This is a genomic window from Gibbsiella quercinecans, assembly GCF_002291425.1.
In the GTDB taxonomy this organism is placed as follows: domain Bacteria; phylum Pseudomonadota; class Gammaproteobacteria; order Enterobacterales; family Enterobacteriaceae; genus Gibbsiella; species Gibbsiella quercinecans.
The window spans coordinates 3,389,686-3,416,282 of the sequence record NZ_CP014136.1 but is presented as its reverse complement, the minus strand read 5'-3'; the positions used below and the strand labels follow the sequence as shown (position 1 = coordinate 3,416,282).

The window sequence follows — 26,597 nt, the reverse complement described above, 5'->3', positions numbered from 1 at the left end:
ACCCTGTGACGAATTCAGATGCTGTCAGTGAAAAAAAATAAACGCATTACCATCAGTGATATCGCAGCCTTGGCTGGCGTGTCGAAGTCGACCGCCAGCCTGGTGCTCAACGGCCGCAGCAAGGAATATCGCGTTTCGGATGAGACCCGCGATCGCATTATGGCGTTAGCCAATGAGCACCACTACCAACCCAGTTTCCATGCCCGCTCGCTGCGCTCTAGCCGCAGCCATACCCTGGGGCTGGTGGTGCCGGAAGTGACCAACTATGGTTTTGCCGTTATCTCTCGCGAGCTGGAAACCCTGTGCCGCGAAGCAGGCCTGCAACTGCTGATCGCCTGCACCGATGAAAACCCCAGCCAGGAAATGATGGCGGTTAACAGCCTGGTGCAACGGCAGGTCGACGGGCTGATCGTCGCCTCCAGCCAACTGAACGACACCGAATACCAGAAGATCAACGCCCGACTGCCGGTGGTGCAGATGGACCGCCTGATCGCCAATTCAGATCTGCCGCTGGTGATCACCGATTCGGTATCCGCAACCGCCACTCTGGCGGAAAACGTCGCCCGCCAGCACCCGGATGAGTTCTATTTCCTCGGCGGGCAGCCGCGGATTTCCCCCACCCGCGATCGCCTGGCCGGCTTCCAGCTTGGCCTTGAACGCGCCGGCGTGGCATGCAAACCCGAGTGGATCATCAACGGGCACTATCACCCCAGCGCCGGCTACGAGATGTTTGCGCAGCTGTGCGCCCAGCTTGGCCGGCCGCCCAAGGCGGTGTTCACCGCCGCCTGCGGCATCCTGGAAGGGGTGTTGCGCTACCTGACGCAGCATTCGCTGATGGAAAGCGACATCCACCTGTGCAGCTTTGACGACCATTACCTGTTTGACTGCATGACGCTGAAAATAGACACCATTGCCCAAGATTGCCAGGGCCTGGCGCAGTTCAGCTTTGACATGGTCACCGCGCTGATTGACGAGCGTGAGCCGGCCAACCGCAGCCTTTACCTGCCCGGCACCATCCACTGGCGCCACCCCGGCTCACAGGCACTGAACGCCTGATGCCGCCCGCCGGGCCCGCCCGGGCCTGGCGCAGCGCCAGCCAATAATGCACATTTGTGCCATTTCATTATTCCCTGCCAAAATAAAACTGTGATGCATCGCCGATTTTCGCTCACACGTGCACGCCTTTCCCTCTGCCACAAAAGTAAGTGCGATCAACCAAATAGATGAAAATGCACATTAGTGCATTATTTCATTCTGTATTTTTTTATTTTATAGAAAGTTAATGCCGGGAAATGGATAAATATTCGCGTGCGCTGTTTTGACACTGCCGGAGGGAAATGCTTATATCAAATCAGAAACAGCCTAACGCCATTTGCACATTTGTGCAAATTAATCCGGGGTAATATATGGAAAGCAATAACGATCTGCGCCTGTTGATAAAAGTTGCCCAAATGTATTATGAGCAGGATCTGACGCAGGCGCAGATCGCGAAATCGCTGGGGATTTACCGCACCACCATCAGCAGGATGCTGAAAAAGATCCGCGATCAGGGCATTGTGACGATCGCCATCAATTACCAGTACCATGAAACCCTGCAACTGGAACAACGCTTAAAACAGCGTTACGGCCTGAAGGAGGCGATTGTTTCCCCGGTGGGCGCAGAGCAATCGCCGCAGGAGAAACTCGACAGCATCGGCCTGCTGTGCGCCAACTTTCTCAATAATATCATTGAGGATCGTGATGTTATCGGCTTCTCGTGGGGCAGCGCGCTGGCGGCCACCGTGGAGCATATGGCTGATGGCTGCGGTAAGAAAAGCGCTATCTGCGTGCCGATGGTCGGCGGGCCTTCCGGCAAGCTGGAAAGCCGCTACCACGTCAACACCATTGTCTACAGCGCGGCGGTAAAAATGCGGGCGGAGTCTAAACTGATTGATTTCCCTGCCATTCTTGAACAAAAGTTGATCCGCGACGGCATTATGGAATCGCAGCATTACCGTACCATCGCTGAATATTGGGATCGGCTTGATATTGCCGTGTTCGGCATCGGCTCGCCAAATATCACCGGCCAGTCCACCTGGCGCGCCTTTTACGGCAATGACGCCATCGCGCATTTTAATAGCGCGGCGGTGGCCGGCGATATTTGCTCACGCTTTTACGATGCCGCCGGCAAGCGTATTGATACCTATCTTTCAGAAAAAACCATCAATATCACACTGGATAAAATCAAGCGTGCCAATTACGCCATTGGCGTGGCGCATTCCTATGAAAAATTATCCGGTATTATCGGCGCACTGCGCGGTGGCTATATTAATTGCCTGGTGACAACCAAGGAGACAGCAGAAAAACTATTAACCATTAATGAATAAGTAACAGACGGTAAAAACCACAAAGCGGTAATACACCGCTGACGGTCCCCTTTTGCCCAAAATAAATATCCGCGATGGAGAACACTATGCACGACTGGTTAAATATCAAAGACAAGGTGATTATCGTCACCGGCGGCGCTTCCGGCATCGGCAAGGCGATTGTTGAAGAATTACTGGCTAACGGCGCACGGGTGCAATTGGCCGATGTTAATCACAGCCAGGAAGAATTCGCGCCGCACCCGCAGTTGCGGTTTGTTCAAACCAATATCGCCGATCGCCACAGCGTGGCGAACCTGGTCGACCAAACGCTGGTTACTCACGGCCGTATTGACGCGCTGGTCAACAACGCCGGCATCAACCTGCCGCGCCTGCTGGTCGATCCCGCCCAGGAAAACAGCGACTACGAACTCAATGACGACGCCTTCGAAAAAATGACCGGGGTGAACCAGAAAGGCGTTTATCTGGCCTCACAGGCGGTGGCGAAAACGATGGTGAAGCAAGGTAGCGGCGTGATCGTCAATATCGCCTCGGAAAGCGGGCTGGAAGGCTCCGAAGGGCAAAGCTGCTATGCCGCCACCAAAGCCGCCATGTACAGCTTCACCCGCTCATGGGCGAAAGAGCTGGGTAAGTACGGCATCCGCGTGGTGGGGGTGGCGCCGGGCATCCTGGAAAAAACCGGCCTGCGCACGCTGGATTACGAACAGGCGCTGGCCTACACCCGCAATATCAGCGTTGAACAACTGCGCGCCGGCTACAGCAAAAACGCCATCCCGTTGGGGCGCGTCGGCCGGCTGAGCGAAATCGCCGATTTCGTCACCTATCTGCTTTCCGAACGCGCCAGCTATATCACCGGCGTCACCTACAACATTGCCGGCGGCAAGACGCGCGGCTAGGAGGATAGCGATGCCAACCCCCATCATCCTGTGCGCCCACGGCGAACTTTCCGCAGCGCTGCTCGATTCGGTACAGATGGTTTACGGCGCCACCGGCCCTATCTACCCGCTGGCCTTCCGCCAGGGGCAAAACGCCGAAGATATCGTGCACGCTATGCAGCACTGTATAGCGCAATTGCCACCGCAGCCCTGGCTTATTGCGGTCGATCTGTTCGGCGGCAGCCCCTATAACGCCGCAGCGGCGCTGGCCCAGCAAGATCCCACGCTGGAGGTGGTGACCGGTATTTCATTACCGCTGTGCCTGGAAATTGCCGATAACCAGCATGACATGAGCGCCACACAGCTTGCCGCCCATTTGCTTGAGGTGGGTAAAGCCAGCGTGTGCTCTCTGCGCGCCCTGCAACAGAACCTGGAACAAGAAGAGGCGGATTTCTTATGATCATTAACTTAGCCAGAATCGACGATCGCCTGATCCACGGCCAGGTCAGCACGGTCTGGGCCAAAGAGGCCAGAGCCGATCGCATCATTATTTGCAATGACGATGTTTATAACGACGAACTGCGTAAAACATTATTAAAACAGGCCGCGCCGCCGGGAATAAAAGTCAATATTGTTAATATTGAAAAAGCCGTTGCGGTTCACAATAACGAAAAATACGCCAACGATAAGGTTTTTTATTTATTCACCAATCCGACTGATGTACTGCGTATGGTTAACGCCGGTGTCGAGATAAAGAAAATTAATATTGGCGGCATGGCGTACCGTATTGGAAAAACGCAGGTCACCAAAGCCGTTTCGCTGGACAAGCAAGACATAGAGGCCTTTCAACAGTTGGCCGCCGCCGGTGTGGAATTGGATCTGCGCGTGGTGATCTCCGATCCGAAAATAGATTTTATCAGCAAAATTAATGCCGTTGAGTTCAGTTAAAAAAACAAATAGTCATTTTATTTAATCATTAATCGCATTTCATGCCCCGCATGAAACATGGGGTTGTTTTACACAAAAAACGTAAGGCGCACCATCATGGAAATAAGTATCCTACAAATCATCTTTATATTTCTCTTTGCCTGTATTGCCGGCATGGGCAGCGTGCTCGATGAGTTCCAAACGCACCGCCCGCTGATTGCCTGCACCATCACCGGTCTGATTCTGGGCGATATGACTTCCGGCGTGATTTTAGGCGGTACGCTGGAGCTGATCGCCCTGGGCTGGATGAATATAGGCGCCGCGCAGTCGCCCGATTCGGCGCTCGCCAGCATCATCTCCACCATTCTGGTGATTGTCGGCCAGCAAAGCATTCCCACTGGCATCGCCATCGCACTGCCGGTCGCCGCCGCCGGCCAGGTGCTCACCGTCTTCGCCCGCACCATTACCGTGGTATTCCAGCACGCCGCCGACAAGGCGGCGGAAAAAGCCAACTTCGGCCTGGTTGACCTACTGCACGTCTCTGCCCTTGGGGTACAAGCGCTGCGGGTGGCGATTCCGGTGCTATTGGTGGCGATGTTCGTCAGCGCCGACACTGTCAGCCAAATGTTGAACGCCATCCCGGAAGTGGTCACGCGCGGTTTGCAGATCGCCGGGGGCTTTATCGTGGTGGTCGGCTACGCCATGGTGCTCAACATGATGGGCGTTAAGTATCTGATGTCGTTCTTCTTCCTCGGGTTTCTGGTCGGCGGCTACCTCAACTTCAGCCTGTTAGCCTTTGGCGGCATCGGCCTGATTATCGCGCTGATTTATATCCAGCTGAACCCGAACTACCACCAATCGAACAACGCTGCCGCCCGCGGCAATAGCCAACGCATCGACGAGTTGGAAGACTAGGAGCATCGCCATGAACCATTCCCCAAAACGCCTGACCAAATCCGATCTGTTCCGCATGTTTCTGCGTTCGAACCTGCAGCAGGCGTCATTCAACTATGAACGGATCCACGGCCTGGGTTTCTGCTACGACATGATCCCGGCGATCAAACGGCTGTACCCGTTGAAAGAAGATCAGATCGCGGCGATGAAACGCCATCTGGTGTTCTTCAACACCACCCCGGCGGTGGTCGGCCCGGTGCTGGGCGTCACCGCCGCGATGGAAGAGTCGCGCGCCAATGGCGCCGACATTGACGAAGGCGCCATCAACAGCCTGAAGGTCGGCCTGATGGGCCCGCTGGCCGGCGTGGGCGATCCGCTGATCTGGGGCACGCTGCGCCCGATCACCGCCGCGCTGGGCGCTTCGCTGGCGCTAAGCGGCAATGTGATGGGCCCGATTTTGTTCTTTTTCTGCTTCAACCTGGTGCGGCTGGCGCTGAAGTGGTTCGGGTTGCAGTACGGCTTCCGCAAGGGCGTGGATATCGTCAAGGACATGGCGGGCAACCTGCTGCAGAAACTGACCGAAGGCGCTTCGATCCTCGGGCTGTTCATTATGGGGGTGTTGGTCACCAAGTGGACCAGCATCAACGTGCCGCTGGTGGTCTCGCAAACCCCCGGCCCGCAGGGCGAACCGGTGGTGATGACGGTGCAAAACATCCTCGATCAACTCTGCCCCGGCCTGCTGGCGCTGGCGCTCACGCTGCTGATGATGCGCCTGCTCAAACGCAAGATAAACCCGATCTGGCTGATCTTCTCCCTGTTTGGGCTGGGCATCTTCGGCTACGGGTTCGGCATTCTTTCCTGATTTTCTACCTGACAATACAGAGGGCCCTATGAAAACAACCGCATTACGCCTGTATGGCAAAAACGATCTGCGCCTTGAGCAGTTTGCACTGCCGGACATGGCGGAGGATGAAATCCTGGCAACGGTAATGACCGACAGCATCTGCCTTTCCTCCTGGAAAGAAGCCAACCAGGGTGCCGACCATAAAAAGGTACCGAATAACGTGGCGGAAAACCCGATCATTATTGGCCATGAGTTCTGCGGCGAGATCCTGCGCGTCGGCAAAAAATGGCAGCACAAGTTCGCCGCCGGTAGCCGTTACGTGATTCAGGCCAACCTGCAACTGCCGGATCGCCCCGATTGCCCGGGGTATTCCTTCCCGTTCGTGGGCGGTGAAGCCACCCATGTGCTGATCCCAAACGAGGTGATGGAACAGGACTGCCTGCTTAGCTACCAGGGCGACTGCTATTTTGAAGGCTCGCTGGTAGAGCCGTTGTCGTGCGTCATCGGCGCGTTCAATGCCAATTACCACCTGGCCGCCGGCGGTTATAACCACACCATGGGCATCAAACCCGGCGGCAACCTGTTAATCCTCGGCGGCACCGGCCCGATGGGGCTGCTGGCGATTGACTATGCGCTGCATGGCCCCGTGCAGCCGCAACGGCTGGTCGTGACCGATCGGCAGGAAGAAAAACTGCGCCATGCACAGCGCCACTATCCAGCCGATAACGGCGTGCAGGTGCATTATTTGAACGCCCACACGTTGGCAGATCAGCGCAGCCATTTGCTTGGCCTGACGGAAGGCGCCGGCTATGACGATATCTTCATTTTTGTGCCTTCGGCCGAATTAGTCACCCTGGCCTCTTCGCTGCTGGCGCCGGACGGCTGCGTCAATTTCTTCGCCGGGCCGCAGGACAAGGCCTTCAGCGCGCCGATCAATTTCTATGACATACACTATGCGTTTACTCACTATGTCGGCACCTCCGGCGGCAATACCGCCGATATGCGCGCCGCGGTGAAACTGATTGAAGAGAAAAAAATCGATGTCCGCAAAGTGGTTTCGCACATCCTCGGCCTGGACGCGGCGGCACACACCACCCTTAACCTGCCGCAGATCATTGGCGGCAAGAAAATGGTGTACACCCAGAAGGCGCTGCCGCTGATTAGCCTCAATACGTTGTTGCAGGAAGAGCCGGAAACGGACTTTCTGCGCCAACTGAAGCAGCTACTGGTGGCAAACGGCGGTCTGTGGTCGAAGCAAGCCGAGGATTTTGTGCTGAAAAACGCCCCCGGCATCTGAATCCTCTAACATTTGGCGTAAGCTGAATGGGTCAACCTTGTGTGAAAGAGAAGGACCAACCATGAGCCGTGAAATCAATAAAGACACCCAACTGTGCATGTCGCTGTCCGGCCGCCCCGGCAACTTCGGCACCCGCTTTCATAACTACCTGTATCAGGAACTGGGGCTGAACTTCATTTACAAGGCATTCACCACCCAGGATATTCAGGCCGCGGTGGGGGGCGTCAGGGCGTTGGGGATCCGCGGCTGCGCGATCTCCATGCCGTTCAAGGAGAGCTGCATCCCGTTCCTGGACGAACTCGATCCTTCGGCCAAAGCCATAGACTCGGTGAATACCATCGTCAATGACGCGGGATATCTGCGCGCCTACAACACCGACTATATCGCGATAGCCAAACTGCTGGCGCAATACCAGGTGCCGCCGACCACCCGCTTTGCCCTGCGCGGCAGCGGCGGCATGGCGAAAGCGGTGACGGCAGCATTGCGCGATGCCGGGTTCGCCGACGGCCATATCATCGCCCGTAATGAAGCCGCCGGCAAAGCGCTGGCGGCGCAGTACGGCTACTCATGGCAGCCCGAATTGGGGGATCTGCAAGCGGCGATGGTGATCAACGTCACGCCGATCGGCATGGCAGGCGGCGCGGAAACGGATCAATTGGCGTTTCCGCCTGCCGCTATCGATGCCGCCAGCATCGTCTTTGACGTGGTTGCATTGCCGGCGGAAACGCCGTTAATTCGCTACGGGCGGGAAAAAGGCAAACAGGTGATTACCGGCGCCGAGGTGATAGCGCTGCAGGCGCTGGAACAGTTTGTGTTGTACACCGGGGTACGGCCAACCGATGCGCAGGTGGCGCAGGCCGCCGCACATGCCCGCGGCTAGGCCACAATAAAAAAGCCAGCCAGGGAAACTGGCTGGCTTGATAGCCGCGGCGGCACCCTACCGCGATACCCTTCATACTTCAAGTTGCAGGTGTGTTGGCTTTCCTCGCTCACCCCAGTCACTTACTTATGTAAGCTCCTGGGGATTCGCTGCGTTGCCGCCTTCCTGCAACTCGAATTATTTTGGGTAGATACTATTTGCTGACGCTCTCCATCCCCACCAGCCCAACTTTCAGATAGCCCGCGCGACGTAAGGTATCCATTACGCGCATCAGGGTTTCATAGTTCACGCTCTTGTCAGCCTGGAAGAAAATGGTGGTTTCTTTATCGAAATTGGTCTGTTGCTCCAGCACGGAAACCAACTGTTCATAGGTGACCGTCTGCTCGCCGATGTACAGTTGCCCATCGGCTTTTACCGACAGGAATACCGGCTTTTCTGGGCGCGGCTGCGGCTTGGCGGAAGACGCAGGCAGATCAACACGGACATCCACCGTCGCCAGCGGCGCTGCGACCATAAAGATAATCAGCAGCACCAGCATAACGTCGATAAACGGCGTGACGTTGATGTCATGCATTTCACCCGCGTCGTCGATATCTTCATTCAAGTGCATCGCCATAACTCAACCCACCCGCAGTTGATGTGCGTGCTGAGAGCGCTTTGCTTCTGCCGTGGCCTCCAGATCCAGATCGCGGCTGAGCAACAGCAGCACCTGCGCCGCCACATCGCCAACCTGGGCACGGTGGCCGCCAATCACACGGGCAAAAATGTTGTAAATCACCACCGCCGGGATAGCCGCCACCAGGCCCAGAGCGGTAGCCAACAGCGCTTCGGCGATCCCCGGCGCCACAACCGCCAGGTTGGTGGTTTGCGAATGGGCGATGCCGATAAAGCTGTTCATGATGCCCCACACGGTGCCGAACAGGCCGACAAACGGCGAGATCGCGCCGATGGTGGCCAGGAAGCCGTTGCCGCGGCCCAGATGCCGGCCATAGGCCGCCACTTTGCGCTCCAGGCGGAACCCGGTGCGATCTTTAATCCCGCCGTTATCGTTAGAATCGGCAGACAGCTCCAGTTCGTTTTTCGCGTCGTTCAGCAGGGCGGCGCTGATGCTTTCCGCCGAGAATTGCTGCGCCAGTTCAGCAGCCTCATCCAGGGAACGCGCTTCGGCCAGCGCCTGCTGCTCGCGGCGTAAACGGCGTTTGGCGCGGAACAGTTCGCTGCCTTTGGCAAACAGAATGGTCCAGGTCACGATAGAGGCCAACACCAAGCCAATCATCACCGTTTTCACCACGGCATCGGCGTGCTCATACATGCCCCAGACCGACAGATCGGTGCTTAGCATTTCAGCCGGCGCATTGGCCGGTTGCTGCGGCGTCACCGGCGCCGCTGCTGCGGGCGCAGTAACCGGCGGTGCTGCATTTTCAGGCGCGGAGGGCGCGGGCGTTGCCGCCGGCGCAGCGCTTTCTGCAATGCCCGGTGCCGTTGCCGGCGCAGCATGCACATAGCCTGCCAGCCCCATCATTAACACCATCGGCGCAATGACACTGCGCCCGATTGCATCCCATACTCCCCGGCCAGTACCGTGAGATCCTTGATTCATCGCTTTGCCAGCCGTTTTCACGCTGCGCCTCCACCCATTACCGAAAATTAGAGAATGTACCGAATAAAAAACCAGAGAATAAATCAGCCTGCGATCATATCAAACCGACCGTGAATTGATAGTAGTTATCATTATTATTTGCGCAATAATGCATCTGTGGAAAAAAAATGATGCTTCCACAATAAAAGCAGGGAAATACATCCCCTTACCATGCAACATCAGCGCCTAAAAAGGTTAACAAAAAACCGCTATAACGGCGCCGACGCTTCACATTCCCGCAGGCTAACGGGCCACATCTTGCAGCTTGAAACAGCATGATGCTGCGCTACTGTGCCCCAGCGTAGCAGATTATAGCCACTTGCCACCATAGCAGTTAAAACGTCTGGATGGCTATTCTTGACCATGTTAACGTAAAGGCCATCAACATGACCAGCAGTGAAGCGTAACCAAGGTGAGCCACAGATGAAATCAGAACATATCGAAACCGCACTGATCGGCGCAGGCCGTACAAAACGCTATACCCAGGGCGCCGTTAACCCGGTGACGCAACGCGCCTCTTCACTGGTGTTCGATTCCGTGGCCGCCAAAAAGCACGCCACCGCCAACCGTGCGAAGGGCGAGCTGTTTTACGGCCGCCGCGGCACGCTCACCCATTTTGCCTTTCAGGAGGCAATGACCGAACTGGAAGGCGGCGCCGGCTGCGCACTTTACCCCTGCGGGGCGGCCGCGGTATCCAACGCCATTTTATCATTCGTCAGCGCCGGCGACCATGTACTGGTCACGGGCTCGGCGTATGAGCCTACGCAGGATTTTTGCACCCATATTCTCGGGCGCATGAACGTCAGCACCACCTATTTTGATCCGCTGATTGGCGCCGCCATCGGCGATCTGGTGCAGCCCAATACCCGGGTGGTGTTTCTGGAATCCCCCGGTTCCATCACCATGGAAGTCCAGGATATCCCGGCCATCGTGCAAGCGGTGCGGGCGGTTAACCCCGAAGTCGTCATCATGATCGACAATACCTGGGCTGCCGGCGTGCTGTTCAAGGCGCTGGAGTTCGATATTGATATCTCCATCCAGGCGGGCACCAAATACATTATCGGCCATTCCGACTATATGCTCGGCACCGCCGTTGCCAACGCTCGCTGTTGGGATCAACTGCGTGAATACTCCTACCTGATGGGCCAAATGGTGGATGCCGATACCGCCTACATGGCCAGCCGCGGCCTGCGCACCTTGGGCGTGCGCCTTAAGCAGCACCAGCAAAGCAGCATCGCGGTGGCGCAGTGGTTGGCGGCACGGCCGGAAGTGGCGCGAATGAACCACCCGGCGCTGCCCGGCAGCAAAGGGCATGAATTTTACCAGCGTGATTTCAGCGGCTGCAGCGGGCTGTTCTCCTTTGTGCTCAAGCAGCGCCTAAGCGACCAGCAGCTTGCCGACTATCTTGATAATTTCCGCCATTTCACCATGGCCTATTCCTGGGGTGGCTTTGAATCGCTGATCCTGGCCAACCAGCCGGAAGAACTGGCGGCTATCCGCCCGGCAGGCGGCATCGACTTCAGCGGTACCCTGGTGCGGTTGCATATCGGCCTGGAAAACATCGAAGATCTGATTGACGATCTGGCGGCCGGCTTCGAACGGATCAACCACTAAGCGGCAACCTCAACGATTTGTGCAGTAATTTTGTTTCCTGATACATATTTCTGCACGTCGTTTAATGTTCGCAACCGCGAATAGCGTTACACTGTGGGCAGTTTTGTTAATCGCGATACCCATAGTGATTGGCACGGCGGCAAAGCCGTAAACGCGTAAATCCTCAGGTGCGTTACCACCCGATACCGGTGTGCCTTCGCCCGCCAGCGGTTAGCTGCGGCGCCGAAGGCGGGCCGCCGCCGTGCCAAAAGCAATGGGTATAGACCAAATAGCCTCCAGAAAGTGACCAGGCGCAACGGGACAGAGAATGGAAGTATTAAAAGAGATTGTTCACGCGCTTTGGCAACAGGATTTTGCGGCCCTGGCCAATCCCGGCGTGCTTTGGGTGGTTTATGCAGTGCTTTTCGCCACCCTGCTGTTAGAAAACGGTTTACTGCCGGCGTCTTTCCTGCCCGGCGACAGTCTATTGCTATTATCCGGGGCGCTGATCGCCAAAGGGGTGATGGGCTATGTGCCAACGCTGCTGATCCTGACCATCGCCGCCAGCCTGGGTTGTTGGTTGAGCTACCTGCAGGGCCGTTGGCTCGGCCACACCAGTGTAGTTAAAGGTTGGCTGCTGCAGCTCCCCGCCCAATACCACCAGCGGGCGCATATGCTGTTCAACCGCCACGGCCTGACGGCGCTGCTGATCGGCCGCTTCCTTGGCTTTGTGCGCACTATTTTGCCGACCATGGCAGGCATTTCCGGCCTGAACAGCGCGCGCTTTCAGTTGTTCAATTGGCTAAGCGGGCTGATTTGGGTTACCGCCGTGGTCAGCCTGGGTTATGCCTTCAGCCAGATCCCCCTGGTTAAACGCTATGAAAGCCAGGTTATGACCGGGCTGATGATCCTGCCCCTGGCGTTGCTGACCATCGGTTTGCTGGGCGGCATGCTGGTGATCTGGCGTAAAAAACGCGCCTAATCCTAACGCGCGTCTCCTCAACCGGCGCAGCAGCACGCCGGTTGGGCGCTTCCGCTTTCTGCTTTAATCAACCACCACGGTGCCATTGCCGTCGCGCTGGCGGGCAAGTTCATCACTGGGCGTAATGCCAAAGAAACGCTTGAACTCCCGGCTAAACTGGGAGGCGCTTTCATACCCCACGCGGTTGGCGGCCGTACTGGCATTCAGGCCATCAAAGACCATCAGCAACCGCGCCTTATGCAGCCGGTAGGATTTCACATACTGCAACGGTGACGTATTGGTCACCGCTTTGAAATTATGGTGGAACGCCGACACGCTCATGTTCACTTCGCTCGCCAGCGTTTCGACGTTCAGGTTTTCCGCATACTGGCGCTCAATACGCCGCAGCGCCTTGGCGATCTGGCTAAAGTGCGTCTGGCGGTTAACCAGCTCCTGCAAGGATGCGCCGCAACGGCCCAACAGCACATAGTACAGGATTTCCCGCACGATCTTTGGCCCCAGCACGCGCGCATCCAGCGGGCGCGCCATCACGTCCAGCAAGCGCTCGGTGGCGCACAGCATCTCATCGGTTAAGACGGCGCAGCTCATCCCGGTGCTCTCGGCATGTGGCTTCATCAGGAAATCATCGTCGCCGATGTCGATCAGCAAATCCTGCAGCATCTGCGTATCGATATTCACCGCCATCCCCACCAGCGGTTGCTCCTGGCTGGCAAAGGTTTCGCATTCAAGCGGCAGCGGCACCGTCATCACCAGGTAATTACGCGGATCGTACCGGAACACCTTATTGCCGCAGTAGCCCACCTTATGCCCCTGGAACACGATCACGATACCTGGCTCATACATCACTGGCTGGCGCGGGCGGTGCTGATCCACGTATAAAATCTTCACCTGCGGCACCGGTGATGGCGTGTAGCCGTTGCCCCTGGCAAAGCGCGCCGCCTGGCTTGCCATACGGCTGCGCAGCGCATCAATGTCTGTCATCGCCCCCCCTATAAACTTCAAGAATAACCTAGCATCAATCATAATAAAAAGAATCACATTCCTACAGACAAATGTAGGAATAGGCAAGATACCAACAGGAATGTGCATTGCGATACCGGCCCGGCTTGCTGACAATAAAACCATTGAGAATGCCCGGCGCTGCCAAAACACGCCGGCCTAAGGGACCTTCAACTCAAAGGCAGGAACGTTATGAACCAGACTATAGAACTGCTCACCAGCCACCGCAGCGAACGTAGCTACCTGAATAAACCGATTGCCGACGATATCCTCGACAACATCATCGCCGCCGCGCACCTGGCGCCGACCTCCGTCAACTCACAGCAGGTATCGCTGGTGGTCACCCGCGACGCCAAACAGCGGGCGCGTATCGCCGAACTGGCCGGCGGCCAGCCGTGGATTGCCCAGGCGCCGGTCTTTATTACCGTGGTGCTGGACATGTACAAAACCCGGCTCGGCATCGAAATGAGCGGCAAACAACAGGTGGCGCATCAGAGCATCGAAAGCCTGATTTCCGGCACCACCGATGTGGGTATCGCGCTGGGCGCGTTAATGACCGCCGCCCGCTCTTATGGGCTGGGCATCGTGCCGATTGGCGGTATCCGCCGCAACCCGCAGGCGATGATTGAACTGCTGCAACTGCCGGAGCTTACGTTCCCGGTGGTGGGTCTGGTGCTCGGTTACGTTGACCAACCGGCGCACCAAAAGCCGCGCCTGCCTATCGCCAGCTTCCGCCATGACGAACATTACCACCCGGAAGCGCTGCCGGCGGCAATCAACGCCTATAACCAAACGCTGGCGGCTTACTGGCAGAAAATCGGCCGCAGCGACGGCGATGACTGGGGCCACAATACCGCCAGCTATTATCAGCATGTTTATTACCCGGATGTGCTGCCCGCGATTCAAAAACAAGGCTTTAAACTGGATAAATAACCCATGCAAAACTTTATTCTCCATACCCCGACCAAGATTCTGTTTGGCCAAGGGCAGATCGCCGAAGTGAGCAAACAGATCCCGGCCGATGCGCGCATCCTGATCACCTACGGTGGCGGCAGCGTGAAGAAAAATGGCGTGCTCGATCAGGTCTATGCCGCATTGGCGGGCCGCGACGTGCGTGAATTTTCCGGCATTGAGCCAAACCCGACCTATGAAACGCTGATGAAAGCCGTCAACATCGTGCGCGATGAAAAGATTGATTTCCTGCTGGCCGTAGGCGGCGGCTCGGTGGTCGACGGCACCAAATTCATCGCAGCCGCAGCGCATTACACCGCCGCCAGCGATCCCTGGCACATCCTGCAAACGCTGGGCCACGAGGTCACCCACGCGGTGCCGCTGGGCTGCGTGCTCACCCTGCCGGCCACCGGCTCGGAATCCAACAGCGGCGCGGTGATCACCCGCAAAGCCACCGGCGATAAGCAACACTTCCATTCACCCTATGTTCAGCCGCTGTTTGCCGTGCTCGATCCGGTCGTCACCTATACGCTGCCGCCGCGCCAGATCGCCAACGGCGTCGTTGATGCCTTCGTGCATACCATTGAGCAATACCTGACCTACCCGGTCGATGCCAAGGTGCAGGATCGCTTTGCCGAAGGCCTGCTGCTGACGCTGATCGAAGAAGGTCCGCGCGCGCTGGCGGAGCCGGAAAACTACGCGGTGCGCGCCAACGTGATGTGGAGCGCTACCTTAGCGCTTAACGGCCTGATCGGTGCCGGCGTGCCGCAGGATTGGGCGACCCATATGCTTGGCCATGAGCTAACCGCGATGCACAACCTGGATCACGCCCAGACGCTGGCGATCGTCCTGCCGGCGCTGCTGGTAGAGAAAAAGGCGCAAAAACGCGAAAAACTGCTGCAATATGCCGATCGCGTTTGGGGGCTGCGCGAAGGCAGCGAAGACAGCCGCATTGACGCGGCGATCGCCGCCACCCGCGCTTTCTTCGAAAAAATGGGCGTTGCCACCCGGATGGCCGATTACCAGCTCGACGGCAGCAGCATCCCAGCGTTGCTTAACAAGTTGAAAGAGCACGGAATGACCGCGCTGGGCGAGCGCCAGGACATTACGCTGGCTGTCAGTCAGCGCATTTATGAAGCCGCACGCTGATCACGATCCGCGATTTCCTGCTAGGCTTTAGTTTCCAGCTCGTTATCGCAGCCGGCTCCGCGCCGGCTGCACTCCCCGCACCACGGCGTTTCTGCCATATTCTGTTTACTTTTTCATTCTTCGCCAGTGGGAACGCGGGGCACCGGCAAAACCGGCAGACGGCCATTTTGCCATCTAAAATATAACGAGAATCTTTCCGGCATTTACCACGCCGGCAATCAGGTTAAAAGGAGAGACGCATGACAACGCAATCCATCATCAAACTGCACGATGGCAATCTGATGCCGCAGTTAGGCCTTGGCGTTTGGCAGGCGAGCATTGAAGAAACCACCAACGCGGTAGCCTGCGCGCTGGAGACCGGTTATCGCTCGGTCGATACGGCGGCAATCTACAAAAACGAAGAAGGCGTCGGCCGCGCCCTGCAAGCCACGGCAATCCCGCGTAACGAACTGTTTATCACCACCAAGCTGTGGAATGACGATCAGAGCAACCCGCAGGCGGCGCTGGAAACCAGCCTGAAAAAACTGCAGCTCGATTATGTTGATCTCTATCTGATCCACTGGCCACAGCCGGCGCAGGATCAATACGTTAATGCCTGGCGCGCGCTGATCAAACTGCGCGAACAGGGGCTGACGAAAAGCATCGGCGTGTGTAACTTCAACATGCCGCATCTGCAGCGCCTGCTGGACGAGACCGGCGAGATCCCGGTGGTGAACCAGATTGAGCTGCATCCGCTGATGCAACAGCGCCAGCTCCACGCCTGGAACGCGACCCACAAAATCGCCACTGAGTCCTGGAGCCCGCTGGCGCAGGGCGGCGCCGGGGTATTCGATCAACCGATCGTCAAACAGTTGGCGAAGAAATATGGCAAGACGCCGGCGCAAATCGTGGTGCGCTGGCATTTGGATAACGGCCTGATCGTGATACCAAAGTCCGTTACGCCATCGCGCATTCGGGAAAACTTCGACGTGTTTGATTTTAAGCTGGATAAGGATGAGCTAAGCCAGGTAGCCAAGCTGGATATCGGCAAGCGCCTGGGGCCGAATCCAGATACGTTTTAAGTCATCGCCTTCCCTTTTCCCTCACCCCAACCCTCTCCCAAAGGGAGAGGGAGCCGATAGTGCAAATCCTCAGCTATGACTCCCCCCTGCACTTTCTAACACAGTCTCGTCATCAATATGCACGTTCTAACAGAGAGCGAGAGTTAGTCACTTAACATGAATACGGCCGCGGGCTGCTCCCTCTCCCTTTGGGAGAGGGAGCCGATAGTGCAAATACTCAGCTATGACTCCCCCTGTACTTTCTAACACAGTCTCGTCATCAATATGTACGTTCTAACAGAAAGCGAGAATTAGTCACTTAACATGAATACGGGCGCGGGTTGCTCCCTCTCCCTTTGGGAGAGGGAGCCGATAGTGCAAATACTCAGCTATGACTCCCCCTGTACTTTCTAACACAGTCTCGTCATCAATATGCACGTTCTAACAGAGAGCGAGAGTTAGTCACTTAACATGAATACGGGCGCGGGTTGCTCCCTCTCCCTTTGGGAGAGGGAGCCGATAGTGCAAATACTCAGCTATGACTCCCCCTGCACTTTCTAACACAGTCTCGTCATCAATATGCACGTTCTAACAGAGAGCGAGAGTTAGTCACTTAACATGAATACGGCCGCGGGCTGCTCCCTCTCCCGTTGGGAGAGGGAGCCGATAGTGCAAATACTCAGCTATGACTCCCCCCTGCACTTTCTAACACAGTCTCGTCATCAATATGCACGTTCTAACAGAAAGCGAGAATTAGTCACTTAACATGAATACGGGCGCGGGCTGCTCCCTCTCCCTTTGGGAGAGGGTTGGGGTGAGGGCAGGCTACGCCGGCTGAACCACAAACTGGCCGGCAGAACCGCGATCGGCCATTTCCAGCGTCTGACTGTAGTAAAGGAACGGGAAGTGCTCTGAAGACACCTGCGGGAAATACACCAACAGCTCGACATCGCCGTCAACCCACACCGTATCTTTCCAGCCGCGGTCTTCCGCCATCGGCTGTGCGCCATTCACCCGTTTAATCAAGAACTGCACGCCCTGGATATGGAACGACTGCGGCGTATCGGCGTGGATCGTCCAGCGCTCCCAGGTGCCCTGCTTCGCCTGCACGTCAATACGGTTCATGTCCCAGATCGCGCCGTTGATGCCAGCCAGACTATCCCCCAGGCGGAACTCGCGCGAACGTACCGCGTTGCCATCCAGCAACTGATCCGCCATCAGGCGCATCGGCAGATTATCAGTCACCAGCGGCAGCAGCCCGGTGGGCTTCAGCGTCAGCACCTGCGTCGACACCAGAATACTCGATGGCTCGAACAGGCCGCGCAGGCGATCCATAATGCCCGCCGACTCGCCGGCGCTGATCGTCACTTCATCGCCCGTCGACATATCAAGCAGCACTTCACGCCGTTCCCCCGGCGCCAGCATCAGCGCCTGCACCACCACCGGTGCAGGCAGGAAGCCCTGATCGCTGGCAATCACATGGAAAGGCCGGCCGTCGCTCAATTGCAGCGTATAGCGCCGCGAGTTGGACGCATTCAGCAAACGCAGGCGCACCCAGCCACGCGACACTTCAACGTAGGGGTTCTGCACGCCATTGACCAACAGCGTGTCGCCGACGAAGCCGCCCTGCCCCGGCGGATCGTATTCCGGCATACCGAAGTTATCCAGGCGCTTGTCCTGAATAATCAGCGGGAAGTCGTCCACGCCGTAATGGTTCGGCAGCGGCAACGCCTTGCTGACGGCGTCTTCCACCAGCCACAGGCCCGCCAGGCCGTTATACACGTGCGGGGCCATACGGTTGGGGGTATTCGCGTGATACCAACAGGTGGCCGCCGCCTGCCGGATGGGGATCACCGGCGCCCAGTCAACGCCGGGGGACATCATGCGCGCCGCGCCGCCGGCCAGAGTGCCTGGCACCTGCAGGCCGCTAATGGTCATGGCAACCGGTTCCAACAGCCGGTTGCTATAGATGAGCTTAACGTCATCGCCGCTGTATACCCGCACCGTTGGCCCAAGATACATGCCGTTAATGCCCCACACGGAGGCTTTGCGGCTATCCATAAAGGCCCAATGGGCACGCTGCAGGGTTAAGAACAGCGGCTGGCCCCGGCGTGATTCCAGCAACGGGGGAACAGGTAAAGGGGTCTGCGTTCCTTTCGCTTCAGCCCTCAGCGGCACGCTACCCGCACACAGCGCCAGACCCGATGCCTGAATAAACCGACGTCGACTGAGTGACATAAACTCTCCATTAAAAAACAAAGATTGACCATGTGCAAAAAAGCCAGCCCCCAGGGATCATCAGGGGGCCTAAGCGTTAACAGCATCCAGTGCTGTTTAAAATACCTGTTTTAACGCCAGCGGATAATGTTATTTTTTAGCCGCTTCAAGCTGGGCGACTTCGGCATCCAATTCGGCGATTTTTGCCTGCATCAGATCGTGGCAATGCGCCGCCAATTCGCGCACGTTTTCCTTGCCATACTGGCTGATATCCACCGGCTCCAGCATTTCAACAATCACGTGGCCGTTATTCCAACGGTTCAGACTGATTTTATTGCTGGTATTGGAGACGCAGATCGGCACAATCGGCACCCCGGCGGAAATGGCCGCGTGGAAAGCGCCGGTTTTGAACGGCATCAACCCACGCCCGCGGCTACGGGTACCTTCCGGGAACATCCAGATTGAAATGTTCTTTTTCTTAATCTGCTCAACCACCTGGGCAATGGTGCCATGCGCCTTGGCACGGTTATCCCGATCGATCAGCAAGTTACCGGCCAACCAATACAGCGGCCCAAAAAAAGGGATCCACGCCAGGCTTTTCTTACCGACGGTCACCGTCCGCGGCTGCACTACATTCGACGCCGTGACCATATCGTAATTATTCTGGTGGTTGGCAATATAAATGCAGTTGCCGTAACTAGCCGCCGCCGCGGGCTTGCGTACCAGAACCTTCAGCCCCAATACGCGTGACAACCGGCCAAACAAATGCCCAAAGGTAGCGACATGGCGGGGGTTACGCGGGCTAAATAAACAATAAATAGAACCGAAAACGCACACCAAAATACAAAACAGAGTGACGAAAACGGCACGTAAAATTAATAACATAACAACCTCTTTAGCACACTGCCGGCACAGCGATAACTGCTGCGCCGCTCTTTGCTTATTTATACCCCGTGGGTTCGGGCTATTTTCCTGCCGGCCGCCGCCGCGCACAATATATTTATGCGTTTCAACGTCATTGATTTAACTATACCCTTCATACTTCAAGTTGCAGGGGTGTTGGCTTTCCTCGCTCACCCCAGTCACTTACTTATGTAAGCTCCTGGGGATTCGCTGCGTTGCCGCCTTCCTGCAACTCGAATTATTTTGGGTATATACCGGCACCCAAGGGAAAACGGGCGCAGCATGCAGCCGCGCCCGGGATTGTATTACTCCTCGCTGGCATCCGCACGCGGCGGCATATCCAGCTCGACGCGATCGATCCGCTGTAGCCCGCGCGGCAACAGCGTGCCCTTGCGGCCACGTTCGGCGCGGAACTTCTGCAAATCTTCCGGCCGCAGCGTCAGCTTGCGTTTACCGACGTGCAGGGTAACGGAAGTCTGCGGCGGCAGCACGAACAGCCAGGCAAGAATATCCTCGCCGGAAGATGCCTGCGCCGAAGGAATAGAAACGATTTTATTGCCCTTGCCCTTCGAGAGCTGCGGCAGATCGGCCACCGGGAACATCAGCATGCGCCCCGCCTTGGTGATCGACAGCAGCATATCGTCGTCGCTATAAATCTCCAGCGGCGGCAACGCCTTGGCGTTATCCGGCAGGGTGATGATCACTTTACCGGCGCGGTTGCGCGCCACCAGATCGCTGAAGGTACAGACGAAGCCATAGCCGGCATCGGACGCCATCAGCAGCCGCTGCTCGTCCGGCGCCATGATCACCTGTTCAATGGTGGCACCCGGCGGCGGCGTCAGCTTGCCGGTCAGCGGTTCGCCCTGCCCACGGGCAGAGGGCAACGTCAGCGGATCAAGCGCATAGCTGCGCCCGGTTGAGTCGATAAACACCACCGGTTGATTGCTCTTGCCGCGCGCGGCGGCGCGGAAGCTGTCGCCGGCTTTGTAATTCAGGCCAATCGGATCGATGTCATGGCCTTTGGCGCTGCGCACCCAGCCCATCTCGGACAGCACGATGGTCACCGGCTCGGACGGCACGAAATCGTGCTCACTCATCGCCTTGGCTTCGGCGCGCTCGGTAATCGGTGAGCGGCGATCGTCGCCATAGGTTTGCGCATCCGCCTGGATCTCTTTTTTGATCAACGTATTCAGCTTGCGCTCAGAGGCCAGCAGCGCCTGCAAATGATCGCGCTCTTTCGCCAGCTCATCCTGCTCGCCGCGGATTTTCACCTCTTCCAACTTCGCCAGGTGGCGCAGTTTCAGTTCCAGGATCGCTTCCGCCTGGGTATCCGTAATGCTAAAGCGCTGCATCAGCACCGGCTTCGGCTCGTCCTCGGTACGGATGATGTGGATCACTTCATCTATATTGAGAAACGCAACCAGCAAACCTTCCAGGATATGCAGGCGCCTGAGCACTTTTTCCAGCCGGTAGTTCAGGCGGCGGCGCACCGTCTCGCGCCGGAAGGCCAACCATTCGGTCAGGATTTCCACCAGCCCTTTCACCGCCGGGCGGTTGTCCAGGCCGATCATGTTCATGTTGATGCGGTAGCTGCGCTCCAGATCGGTGGTGACAAACAGGTGGCTCATCACCTGATCCAAATCCACACGGTTCGAACGCGGCACAATCACCAGCCGGGTCGGGTTCTCGTGATCGGATTCGTCACGCAGATCTTCTACCATCGGCAACTTCTTGGCACGCATCTGGCTGGCGATCTGTTCCAGCACCTTGGCGCCAGAAACCTGGTGCGGCAAGGCGGTGATCACCGCGCTGCCGTCTTCTTTTTTCCAGATGGCGCGCATACGCACCGAACCGCGGCCATTCTGGTAAATTTTGCGCAGTTCGTCGCGCGGCGTGATGATCTCGGCTTCGGTCGGGAAATCCGGCCCTTGCACAAACTCCAGCAGTTCGTCCAGGCCGGCGTTGGGTTTCTCCAGCAGCGCCACCGCAGCGGCGGCCACTTCGCGCACGTTATGCGGCGGGATATCGGTCGCCATCCCCACGGCGATGCCGGTGGTGCCATTGAGCAGCACGTTAGGCAGGCGCGCCGGCAGCATTTTCGGTTCCTGCATCGTGCCGTCGAAGTTCGGCACCCAGTCCACCGTGCCCTGGCCCAGCTCGCTCAGCAACACCTCGGCGTATTTCGACAGGCGCGATTCGGTATAACGCATCGCGGCGAAAGATTTGGGATCGTCCGGCGCGCCCCAGTTGCCCTGGCCGTCAACCAGCGGGTAACGGTACGAAAACGGCTGCGCCATCAGCACCATGGCTTCATAGCAGGCGCTGTCGCCGTGCGGGTGGTATTTACCTAACACGTCACCCACAGTACGGGCGGATTTTTTGAACTTGGCGCTGTTAGTCAGCCCCAGCTCAGACATCGCATAGATGATACGGCGCTGTACCGGCTTGAGGCCGTCACCAATGTACGGTAACGCCCGATCCATGATGACGTACATGGAATAGTTCAGATAGGCGTTTTCAGTGAATGTGTGCAGCGGTAAACGCTCTACACCGTCATGAGTCAGGTCGCTCATTACTCAAATATCCTCAGACCGTGGCTTGGCAATGCTTGTCGATTCTTGCCCGCGATAGTACCCCATCTGCGGGTCACTGTCACAATTGGTGCATTTCTCGTTCACCGGCGCCGGGCAAAATTTTATTTTGTGCAAAATGGCGCTACTGCCGGGCGCTTTTATTGATTTTTAGTCAAGACTGTTGTGCGCTGGATCTCATTTTCCCTTTTCTTGCTAAGTATTACACTGGCAGTCAGCGTAAGTTCTGTACGGCATGTGCAGGGAAAAATTCTTTTTATCGGACAGGAATGACAGACGATGAGCAACATACTGATTATCAATGCAAAAAAACAGTTCGGCCATTCTGAAGGCCGGTTAAACCAAACCCTGAGCGATGTGGCGGAAAACGTGCTGCGCGCCGCACAGCACGACGTTAAAGTCACCGTTGTCGATGATGGCTACGATATCGCCGCGGAAATCGAGAAATACCAGTGGGCCGATACGGTCATCTACCAAATGCCCGGCTGGTGGATGGGCGAGCCTTGGATCCTGAAAAAATACATCGACGAAGTCTTTACCGTTGGCCACGGCAGCCTGTATGCCAGCGATGGCCGCACCCGCTCCGACGCCAGCAAAAAATACGGCTCCGGCGGCCTGCTGCAAGGCAAAACTTACATGCTAAGCCTGACCTGGAACGCCCCGTTGGAAGCTTTTACCGATCCGGATCAGTTCTTCCATGGGGTGGGCGTCGACGGCGTGTACTTGCACTTCCACAAGGCAAACCAGTTCCTGGGCATGGAAGCGCTGCCAACCTTCATCTGCAACGATGTGATCAAAGATCCGCAGATCGAAACGTTCATCGCCAACTATAAGGCGCACCTGGGCAACGTGTTTGCCTGACCGCACATGCCCGCCCGCACCGCGGGTGGGCGTTGCCGCTACAGGTGCTGGGCGTCGATATGGGCGCTTACGTAGTCCAGGAAACAGGTAATTCGCGCCGCCAGCGGGGTATTGTGATAATACACTGCGTTAATTGGCCGGTGCCCACCCTGGGTTTGCGCTTTCAGCAGCGGCACCAGCCGCCCGGCGCGCTGATCTTCCCGCGTCATGAAATCCGACAGTTGCACGATCCCTTCCCCACACAGCGCCAGTTGCCGCAGGGTTTCCCCGCTTGAAGCCGAAATGGTCGGCGTGATGGTGAAAAATTCCGCCTGCTCGTCGCGCAGCGCCCATTGATTCAGCGATTCCGGCTGGCTAAAGCCCAGTAAGCAATGGTCATGCAGGTCGCTCACGCGCTGTGGCGCGCCAAAACGGGCAATGTATTCCGGACTGGCCAGGATGCGCAGCGTGCTGTAGCCCAGCAAGCGTGCGTGCAGGGTAGAATCGCGCAGGGTGCCGATGCGAATCGCAATATCGGTGCGCTTTTCCAGCAGATCGATAAACAGGTTATCGGTATTCAGCTCCAGCGTGATCTGCGGAAACTGACGGCGGAACCCGGCCACCAGCGGCACAATCACGTGCTCCATAAACGGCGCTGCGGCATTGACCCGCAGCCGGCCGGCCGGCAAGGTGCGCCGTAACGCCATCTGTTCCTCGGCATTTTCAACCGAGCGGATGATTTCACGGGCGTGGCTCAGGAAAGTTTGCCCTTCTTCGGTCAATTCAAGGCGGCGGGTCGTGCGGCGCAACAACGTGGTGTCGAGCTTTTTCTCCAGCCGGCTAAGGGCGCGGCTGATGCCGGAAGCGGTTTGGCCAAGCTGTTCGGCTGCCGCGGTAATCGAGGTGCAATCCACCACCGCGGTGAATGCCAGGAGTTCTTCAAGGGTGATTTTCATGCATTCCGCCCTGTTCAAGCGCAGAAAACCAAGCCCGGCAACCACCGGGCCTGGCCGGGGTTAGACCGACAGTTCTGCCATATCGCCCTTGTCTTGCAGCCAGTTACGGCGATCTTCCGACCGTTTTTTCGCCAGCAGCATATCCATCATGGCCAACGTCTGATCGACGTTGCCGTCATCCACCGTCAGTTGCACCAGCCGGCGAGTGTTGGGATCCAGGGTGGTTTCACGCAGTTGCAGCGGGTTCATTTCCCCCAGCCCTTTGAAACGCTGGACGTTAGGCTTGCCTTTCTTGCGTTTCAGTTGCTCCAGCACGCCCGCTTTTTCTTCCTCGTCGAGGGCATAGTAGACCTCTTTGCCAAGATCGATACGGTACAGCGGCGGCATCGCCACATACACGTGCCCATCTTTCACCAGGGCGCGGAAATGGCGCACAAACAGCGCGCACAGCAAGGTGGCGATATGCAGGCCGTCGGAATCCGCATCCGCCAGGATACAGATCTTGCCGTAACGCAGTTGGCTGAGATCGTCGCTGTCGGGATCGATACCTATCGCGACGGAAATATCATGCACTTCCTGTGAAGCCAGCACCTCATCCGAAGACACTTCCCAGGTATTGAGGATTTTGCCCTTCAGCGGCATGATCGCCTGATATTCACGATCGCGCGCCTGCTTGGCAGAGCCGCCTGCAGAATCCCCTTCCACCAGGAACAGTTCGGTCATGCTCAGGTCCTGCGCCGTGCAGTCCGCCAGCTTACCCGGCAGCGCGGGGCCGCTGGTCAACTTTTTGCGCACCACTTTCTTGGCCGCGCGCAGGCGGCGCTGGGCGCTGGAAATCGCCAGTTCTGCCAGCTGTTCCGCAGCCTGCACGTTCTGGTTCAGCCACAGGCTAAAGGCGTCTTTCACCACGCCGGCGACAAACGCGGCGCACTGGCGCGATGATAAACGCTCTTTGGTCTGGCCGGCGAACTGTGGATCCTGCATTTTTACCGACAGCACGTAAGCACAGCGATCCCAGATATCCTCTGCGGAGAGCTTCACGCCGCGCGGCAGGATATTGCGGAATTCGCAAAACTCGCGCATCGCATCCAGCAACCCCTGGCGCAAACCGTTAACGTGGGTGCCCCCCTGCATGGTGGGGATCAGGTTGACGTAGCTTTCGGTCAGCAGTTCGCCGCCTTCCGGCAACCACAACAGCGCCCAATCCACGGCTTCGGTATCGCCGGAGAAAGTACCGACGAAAGGCGCTTCCGGCAGCGTAATCAGGCCGTTGATCGCTTCCATCAGGTAATCGGTTAGCCCATCCTGATAACACCAACGCTGTTCGGTGTTGTTGAGCTTGTCGAAGAAATAGATTTCCACGCCCGGGCACAGCACCGCTTTGGCTTTCAGCAGGTGCGACAGGCGCGTGACGGAAAAGCGCGGGCTATCAAAGAACTGTTCGTCCGGCCAGAAGTGGACGCTGGTGCCGGTGTTTCGTTTGCCGCAGGTCCCGGTCACTTCAAGATCCTGCACTTTATCGCCGTTTTCGAAGGCCATGCTGTAGACATTGCCGCCACGACGCACGTTCACCTCAACGCGTTTTGACAAGGCGTTGACCACCGAAATGCCCACGCCGTGCAAGCCGCCGGAGAACTGGTAGTTTTTGTTGGAGAACTTGCCGCCGGCGTGCAGCCGGCACAGGATTAACTCCACCGCCGGCACGCCCTCTTCCGGGTGGATATCCACCGGCATGCCGCGGCCGTCATCAATCACTTCCAGTGACTGATCGGCGTGCAGGATCACATCGATGCGTTTTGCGTGGCCAGCCAACGCTTCATCGACGCTGTTATCAATCACCTCTTGGCCAAGGTGGTTCGGGCGCGTGGTATCGGTATACATACCGGGACGACGGCGCACTGGTTCTAGACCGCTGAGTACTTCAATGGCATCAGCGTTATAGCTGGATTGAGTCATCGTTGATTATTTTTTCGTGGTTAAAGGAAGGTGCCGGAACCGCCTGCTCAGACAGCGTTGAGCCCTAAAAAATCCACAATCTGGGGAAAATAGTGCTCGAAACCGACAAAGGCATGGTTTCCACCGGCCTCTACCGTTTGCCGGCAGGCAGTGTAATACGCCACAGCCTGGCCGTAATCGAGTATTTCATCCCCTGTTTGCTGCAGCAGCCAGATTAAATCTGGCGACTCCAAAGGATCGATCTGCATCACCTTCAGATCGTAAATGTGACGAGACTCTAACACATATTGCTGGCCGGTGTAGGGGTTCTCATTTTCCCCCAGGTAATCAATCAGCAATTCAAACGGTTTTACCGCGGGATTGACCACCACGGCGGGCAGGGAGAAACATTGCGACAGCCAGGTGGCGTAATAGCCGCCCAGCGAAGAACCGACGATCCCCATCTGCCGGCCGGCGCGCGCCATCACCAGGCTTTCGAGCATTTCCGCCGTTTCCGCCGGGTAGGCCGGCAGTTGCGGCACCAGCATTTCAACGCCCGGATGATGTTCGGCCAACCACGCCTTGAAGGCGGCCGCTTTGGCCGACTGGGGCGAGCTGTTGAAACCGTGCAAATAGAGTAGCGTTGACATGAGGCGGTATCTCGTCGTTGTGCGTGGGCCGTTGATGGCTATTTTAGGGCAAAACAGCGCGCGGGCGTAGCC

The 26,597-nt window shown here is 57.2% G+C and carries 24 protein-coding genes; 15 read left to right on the top strand and 9 right to left on the bottom strand.

Annotation, left to right across the window (positions count from 1 at the left end):
- Positions 1-18 precede the first annotated feature (18 nt).
- The 9 genes from ACN28Q_RS15790 (at position 19) to ACN28Q_RS15750 (ending at position 8,080) form a co-directional block, all read left to right on the top strand.
- A complete protein-coding gene (locus ACN28Q_RS15790; protein WP_165907041.1) occupies positions 19-1,056 on the top strand; it encodes a LacI family DNA-binding transcriptional regulator in 1,038 nt (345 codons plus the stop codon).
- A 350-nt stretch (positions 1,057-1,406) separates the two neighbouring features.
- Entirely contained in the window at positions 1,407-2,366 is a 960-nt protein-coding gene (locus ACN28Q_RS15785) for a sugar-binding transcriptional regulator (RefSeq protein WP_095847211.1), read from the top strand.
- An 86-nt stretch (positions 2,367-2,452) separates the two neighbouring features.
- A complete protein-coding gene (locus ACN28Q_RS15780) occupies positions 2,453-3,259 on the top strand; it encodes an SDR family oxidoreductase (RefSeq protein ID WP_095847210.1) in 807 nt (268 codons plus the stop codon).
- Between the two features lie 10 nt (positions 3,260-3,269).
- On the top strand, positions 3,270-3,698 hold the full coding sequence (locus ACN28Q_RS15775; protein WP_095847209.1) for a PTS sugar transporter subunit IIA: 429 nt from the start codon (positions 3,270-3,272) through the stop codon (positions 3,696-3,698).
- Positions 3,695-4,186 carry a mannose/fructose/sorbose PTS transporter subunit IIB gene (locus ACN28Q_RS15770; protein ID WP_095847208.1) on the top strand — a complete coding sequence of 164 codons (492 nt, stop codon included), beginning with the start codon at positions 3,695-3,697 and terminating at the stop codon, positions 4,184-4,186. Before ACN28Q_RS15775 ends, ACN28Q_RS15770 begins: the two co-directional genes overlap by 4 nt.
- Positions 4,187-4,282: 96 nt before the next feature.
- Positions 4,283-5,080, top strand: coding sequence for a PTS mannose/fructose/sorbose transporter subunit IIC (locus ACN28Q_RS15765; RefSeq protein ID WP_095847207.1), 798 nt, complete (start codon positions 4,283-4,285; stop codon positions 5,078-5,080).
- A gap of 10 nt (positions 5,081-5,090) precedes the next feature.
- Positions 5,091-5,921, top strand: coding sequence for a PTS system mannose/fructose/sorbose family transporter subunit IID (locus tag ACN28Q_RS15760; RefSeq protein WP_095847206.1), 831 nt, complete (start codon positions 5,091-5,093; stop codon positions 5,919-5,921).
- 28 nt (positions 5,922-5,949) lie between these two features.
- Positions 5,950-7,200 (top strand): zinc-binding dehydrogenase, encoded by a 1,251-nt coding sequence (locus ACN28Q_RS15755; RefSeq protein WP_095847205.1) that lies wholly within the window; start codon positions 5,950-5,952, stop codon positions 7,198-7,200.
- Between the two features lie 61 nt (positions 7,201-7,261).
- Entirely contained in the window at positions 7,262-8,080 is an 819-nt protein-coding gene (locus ACN28Q_RS15750; protein WP_095847204.1) for a shikimate 5-dehydrogenase, read from the top strand.
- 193 nt (positions 8,081-8,273) lie between these two features.
- Here ACN28Q_RS15750 and exbD read toward each other — a convergent pair whose 3' ends face one another.
- Positions 8,274-8,696, bottom strand: a complete 423-nt coding sequence (exbD, locus tag ACN28Q_RS15745) for a TonB system transport protein ExbD (protein ID WP_095847203.1) — start codon at positions 8,694-8,696, stop codon at positions 8,274-8,276.
- Between the two features lie 3 nt (positions 8,697-8,699).
- On the bottom strand, positions 8,700-9,701 hold the full coding sequence (exbB, locus tag ACN28Q_RS15740; RefSeq protein ID WP_165907042.1) for a tol-pal system-associated acyl-CoA thioesterase: 1,002 nt from the start codon (positions 9,699-9,701) through the stop codon (positions 8,700-8,702).
- Between the two features lie 441 nt (positions 9,702-10,142).
- Between exbB and metC the strand changes: the two genes are divergently transcribed.
- Both metC and ACN28Q_RS15730 read left to right on the top strand, forming a co-directional pair.
- Positions 10,143-11,333, top strand: coding sequence for a cystathionine beta-lyase (metC, locus tag ACN28Q_RS15735; RefSeq protein ID WP_095847202.1), 1,191 nt, complete (start codon positions 10,143-10,145; stop codon positions 11,331-11,333).
- Between the two features lie 307 nt (positions 11,334-11,640).
- Positions 11,641-12,294 carry a DedA family protein gene (locus ACN28Q_RS15730; RefSeq protein ID WP_095847201.1) on the top strand — a complete coding sequence of 218 codons (654 nt, stop codon included), beginning with the start codon at positions 11,641-11,643 and terminating at the stop codon, positions 12,292-12,294.
- A 63-nt stretch (positions 12,295-12,357) separates the two neighbouring features.
- Here the strand turns inward: ACN28Q_RS15730 and ACN28Q_RS15725 are convergent, their stop codons facing one another.
- A complete protein-coding gene (locus ACN28Q_RS15725) occupies positions 12,358-13,275 on the bottom strand; it encodes an AraC family transcriptional regulator (protein ID WP_095847200.1) in 918 nt (305 codons plus the stop codon).
- 210 nt (positions 13,276-13,485) lie between these two features.
- Between ACN28Q_RS15725 and ACN28Q_RS15720 the strand changes: the two genes are divergently transcribed.
- The 3 genes from ACN28Q_RS15720 to dkgA all read left to right on the top strand — a co-directional run bounded on the left by ACN28Q_RS15720 (position 13,486) and on the right by dkgA (position 16,454).
- Positions 13,486-14,226, top strand: coding sequence for an NADPH-dependent oxidoreductase (locus ACN28Q_RS15720; RefSeq protein ID WP_095847199.1), 741 nt, complete (start codon positions 13,486-13,488; stop codon positions 14,224-14,226).
- 3 nt (positions 14,227-14,229) lie between these two features.
- Positions 14,230-15,393, top strand: a complete 1,164-nt coding sequence (yqhD, locus tag ACN28Q_RS15715) for an alcohol dehydrogenase (RefSeq protein WP_095847198.1) — start codon at positions 14,230-14,232, stop codon at positions 15,391-15,393.
- A gap of 239 nt (positions 15,394-15,632) precedes the next feature.
- Positions 15,633-16,454, top strand: a complete 822-nt coding sequence (gene dkgA / locus ACN28Q_RS15710) for a 2,5-didehydrogluconate reductase DkgA (protein WP_095847197.1) — start codon at positions 15,633-15,635, stop codon at positions 16,452-16,454.
- An 804-nt stretch (positions 16,455-17,258) separates the two neighbouring features.
- On the opposite strand, the gene ftsP is transcribed toward dkgA, so the two are convergent.
- From ftsP to parC, 3 genes are all read right to left on the bottom strand, one after another.
- On the bottom strand, positions 17,259-18,671 hold the full coding sequence (gene ftsP / locus ACN28Q_RS15705; RefSeq protein ID WP_095847196.1) for a cell division protein FtsP: 1,413 nt from the start codon (positions 18,669-18,671) through the stop codon (positions 17,259-17,261).
- A gap of 129 nt (positions 18,672-18,800) precedes the next feature.
- The gene (locus ACN28Q_RS15700; RefSeq protein WP_095847195.1) at positions 18,801-19,535 is read right to left on the bottom strand and encodes a 1-acylglycerol-3-phosphate O-acyltransferase; all 735 of its coding nucleotides are present in this window, start codon (positions 19,533-19,535) and stop codon (positions 18,801-18,803) included.
- A gap of 323 nt (positions 19,536-19,858) precedes the next feature.
- Positions 19,859-22,126 carry a DNA topoisomerase IV subunit A gene (gene parC / locus ACN28Q_RS15695; RefSeq protein WP_095847194.1) on the bottom strand — a complete coding sequence of 756 codons (2,268 nt, stop codon included), beginning with the start codon at positions 22,124-22,126 and terminating at the stop codon, positions 19,859-19,861.
- Positions 22,127-22,423: 297 nt separating this feature from the next.
- Here parC and ACN28Q_RS15690 point away from each other — a divergent pair, with 297 nt between their 5' ends.
- Entirely contained in the window at positions 22,424-23,005 is a 582-nt protein-coding gene (locus ACN28Q_RS15690) for an NAD(P)H-dependent oxidoreductase (protein ID WP_095847193.1), read from the top strand.
- 38 nt (positions 23,006-23,043) lie between these two features.
- Here ACN28Q_RS15690 and ACN28Q_RS15685 read toward each other — a convergent pair whose 3' ends face one another.
- The 3 genes from ACN28Q_RS15685 to yqiA are packed head-to-tail and all read right to left on the bottom strand — an operon-like array spanning position 23,044 to position 26,525.
- A complete protein-coding gene (locus ACN28Q_RS15685) occupies positions 23,044-23,940 on the bottom strand; it encodes a LysR substrate-binding domain-containing protein (protein ID WP_095847192.1) in 897 nt (298 codons plus the stop codon).
- A 60-nt stretch (positions 23,941-24,000) separates the two neighbouring features.
- Positions 24,001-25,896: a DNA topoisomerase IV subunit B gene (parE, locus tag ACN28Q_RS15680; RefSeq protein ID WP_095847191.1), complete on the bottom strand. Its 1,896-nt coding sequence runs from the start codon at positions 25,894-25,896 to the stop codon at positions 24,001-24,003.
- A 47-nt stretch (positions 25,897-25,943) separates the two neighbouring features.
- Complete coding sequence (yqiA, locus tag ACN28Q_RS15675; RefSeq protein ID WP_095847190.1) at positions 25,944-26,525, bottom strand: esterase YqiA; 582 nt, start codon at positions 26,523-26,525, stop codon at positions 25,944-25,946.
- Positions 26,526-26,597 lie beyond the last annotated feature (72 nt).

Bases quoted from the DNA above. Each gene is read 5' to 3' on its own strand.
- ACN28Q_RS15790 (WP_165907041.1), top strand. From the start codon at position 19: ATGCTGTCAGTGAAAAAAAATAAACGCATTACCATCAGTGATATCGCA.
- ACN28Q_RS15785 (WP_095847211.1), top strand. From the start codon at position 1,407: ATGGAAAGCAATAACGATCTGCGCCTGTTGATAAAAGTTGCCCAAATG.
- ACN28Q_RS15780 (WP_095847210.1), top strand. From the start codon at position 2,453: ATGCACGACTGGTTAAATATCAAAGACAAGGTGATTATCGTCACCGGC.
- ACN28Q_RS15775 (WP_095847209.1), top strand. From the start codon at position 3,270: ATGCCAACCCCCATCATCCTGTGCGCCCACGGCGAACTTTCCGCAGCG.
- ACN28Q_RS15770 (WP_095847208.1), top strand. From the start codon at position 3,695: ATGATCATTAACTTAGCCAGAATCGACGATCGCCTGATCCACGGCCAG.
- ACN28Q_RS15765 (WP_095847207.1), top strand. From the start codon at position 4,283: ATGGAAATAAGTATCCTACAAATCATCTTTATATTTCTCTTTGCCTGT.
- ACN28Q_RS15760 (WP_095847206.1), top strand. From the start codon at position 5,091: ATGAACCATTCCCCAAAACGCCTGACCAAATCCGATCTGTTCCGCATG.
- ACN28Q_RS15755 (WP_095847205.1), top strand. From the start codon at position 5,950: ATGAAAACAACCGCATTACGCCTGTATGGCAAAAACGATCTGCGCCTT.
- ACN28Q_RS15750 (WP_095847204.1), top strand. From the start codon at position 7,262: ATGAGCCGTGAAATCAATAAAGACACCCAACTGTGCATGTCGCTGTCC.
- exbD (WP_095847203.1), bottom strand. From the start codon at position 8,696: ATGGCGATGCACTTGAATGAAGATATCGACGACGCGGGTGAAATGCAT.
- metC (WP_095847202.1), top strand. From the start codon at position 10,143: ATGAAATCAGAACATATCGAAACCGCACTGATCGGCGCAGGCCGTACA.
- ACN28Q_RS15730 (WP_095847201.1), top strand. From the start codon at position 11,641: ATGGAAGTATTAAAAGAGATTGTTCACGCGCTTTGGCAACAGGATTTT.
- ACN28Q_RS15725 (WP_095847200.1), bottom strand. From the start codon at position 13,275: ATGACAGACATTGATGCGCTGCGCAGCCGTATGGCAAGCCAGGCGGCG.
- ACN28Q_RS15720 (WP_095847199.1), top strand. From the start codon at position 13,486: ATGAACCAGACTATAGAACTGCTCACCAGCCACCGCAGCGAACGTAGC.
- yqhD (WP_095847198.1), top strand. From the start codon at position 14,230: ATGCAAAACTTTATTCTCCATACCCCGACCAAGATTCTGTTTGGCCAA.
- dkgA (WP_095847197.1), top strand. From the start codon at position 15,633: ATGACAACGCAATCCATCATCAAACTGCACGATGGCAATCTGATGCCG.
- ftsP (WP_095847196.1), bottom strand. From the start codon at position 18,671: ATGTCACTCAGTCGACGTCGGTTTATTCAGGCATCGGGTCTGGCGCTG.
- ACN28Q_RS15700 (WP_095847195.1), bottom strand. From the start codon at position 19,535: ATGTTATTAATTTTACGTGCCGTTTTCGTCACTCTGTTTTGTATTTTG.
- parC (WP_095847194.1), bottom strand. From the start codon at position 22,126: ATGAGCGACCTGACTCATGACGGTGTAGAGCGTTTACCGCTGCACACA.
- ACN28Q_RS15690 (WP_095847193.1), top strand. From the start codon at position 22,424: ATGAGCAACATACTGATTATCAATGCAAAAAAACAGTTCGGCCATTCT.
- ACN28Q_RS15685 (WP_095847192.1), bottom strand. From the start codon at position 23,940: ATGAAAATCACCCTTGAAGAACTCCTGGCATTCACCGCGGTGGTGGAT.
- parE (WP_095847191.1), bottom strand. From the start codon at position 25,896: ATGACTCAATCCAGCTATAACGCTGATGCCATTGAAGTACTCAGCGGT.
- yqiA (WP_095847190.1), bottom strand. From the start codon at position 26,525: ATGTCAACGCTACTCTATTTGCACGGTTTCAACAGCTCGCCCCAGTCG.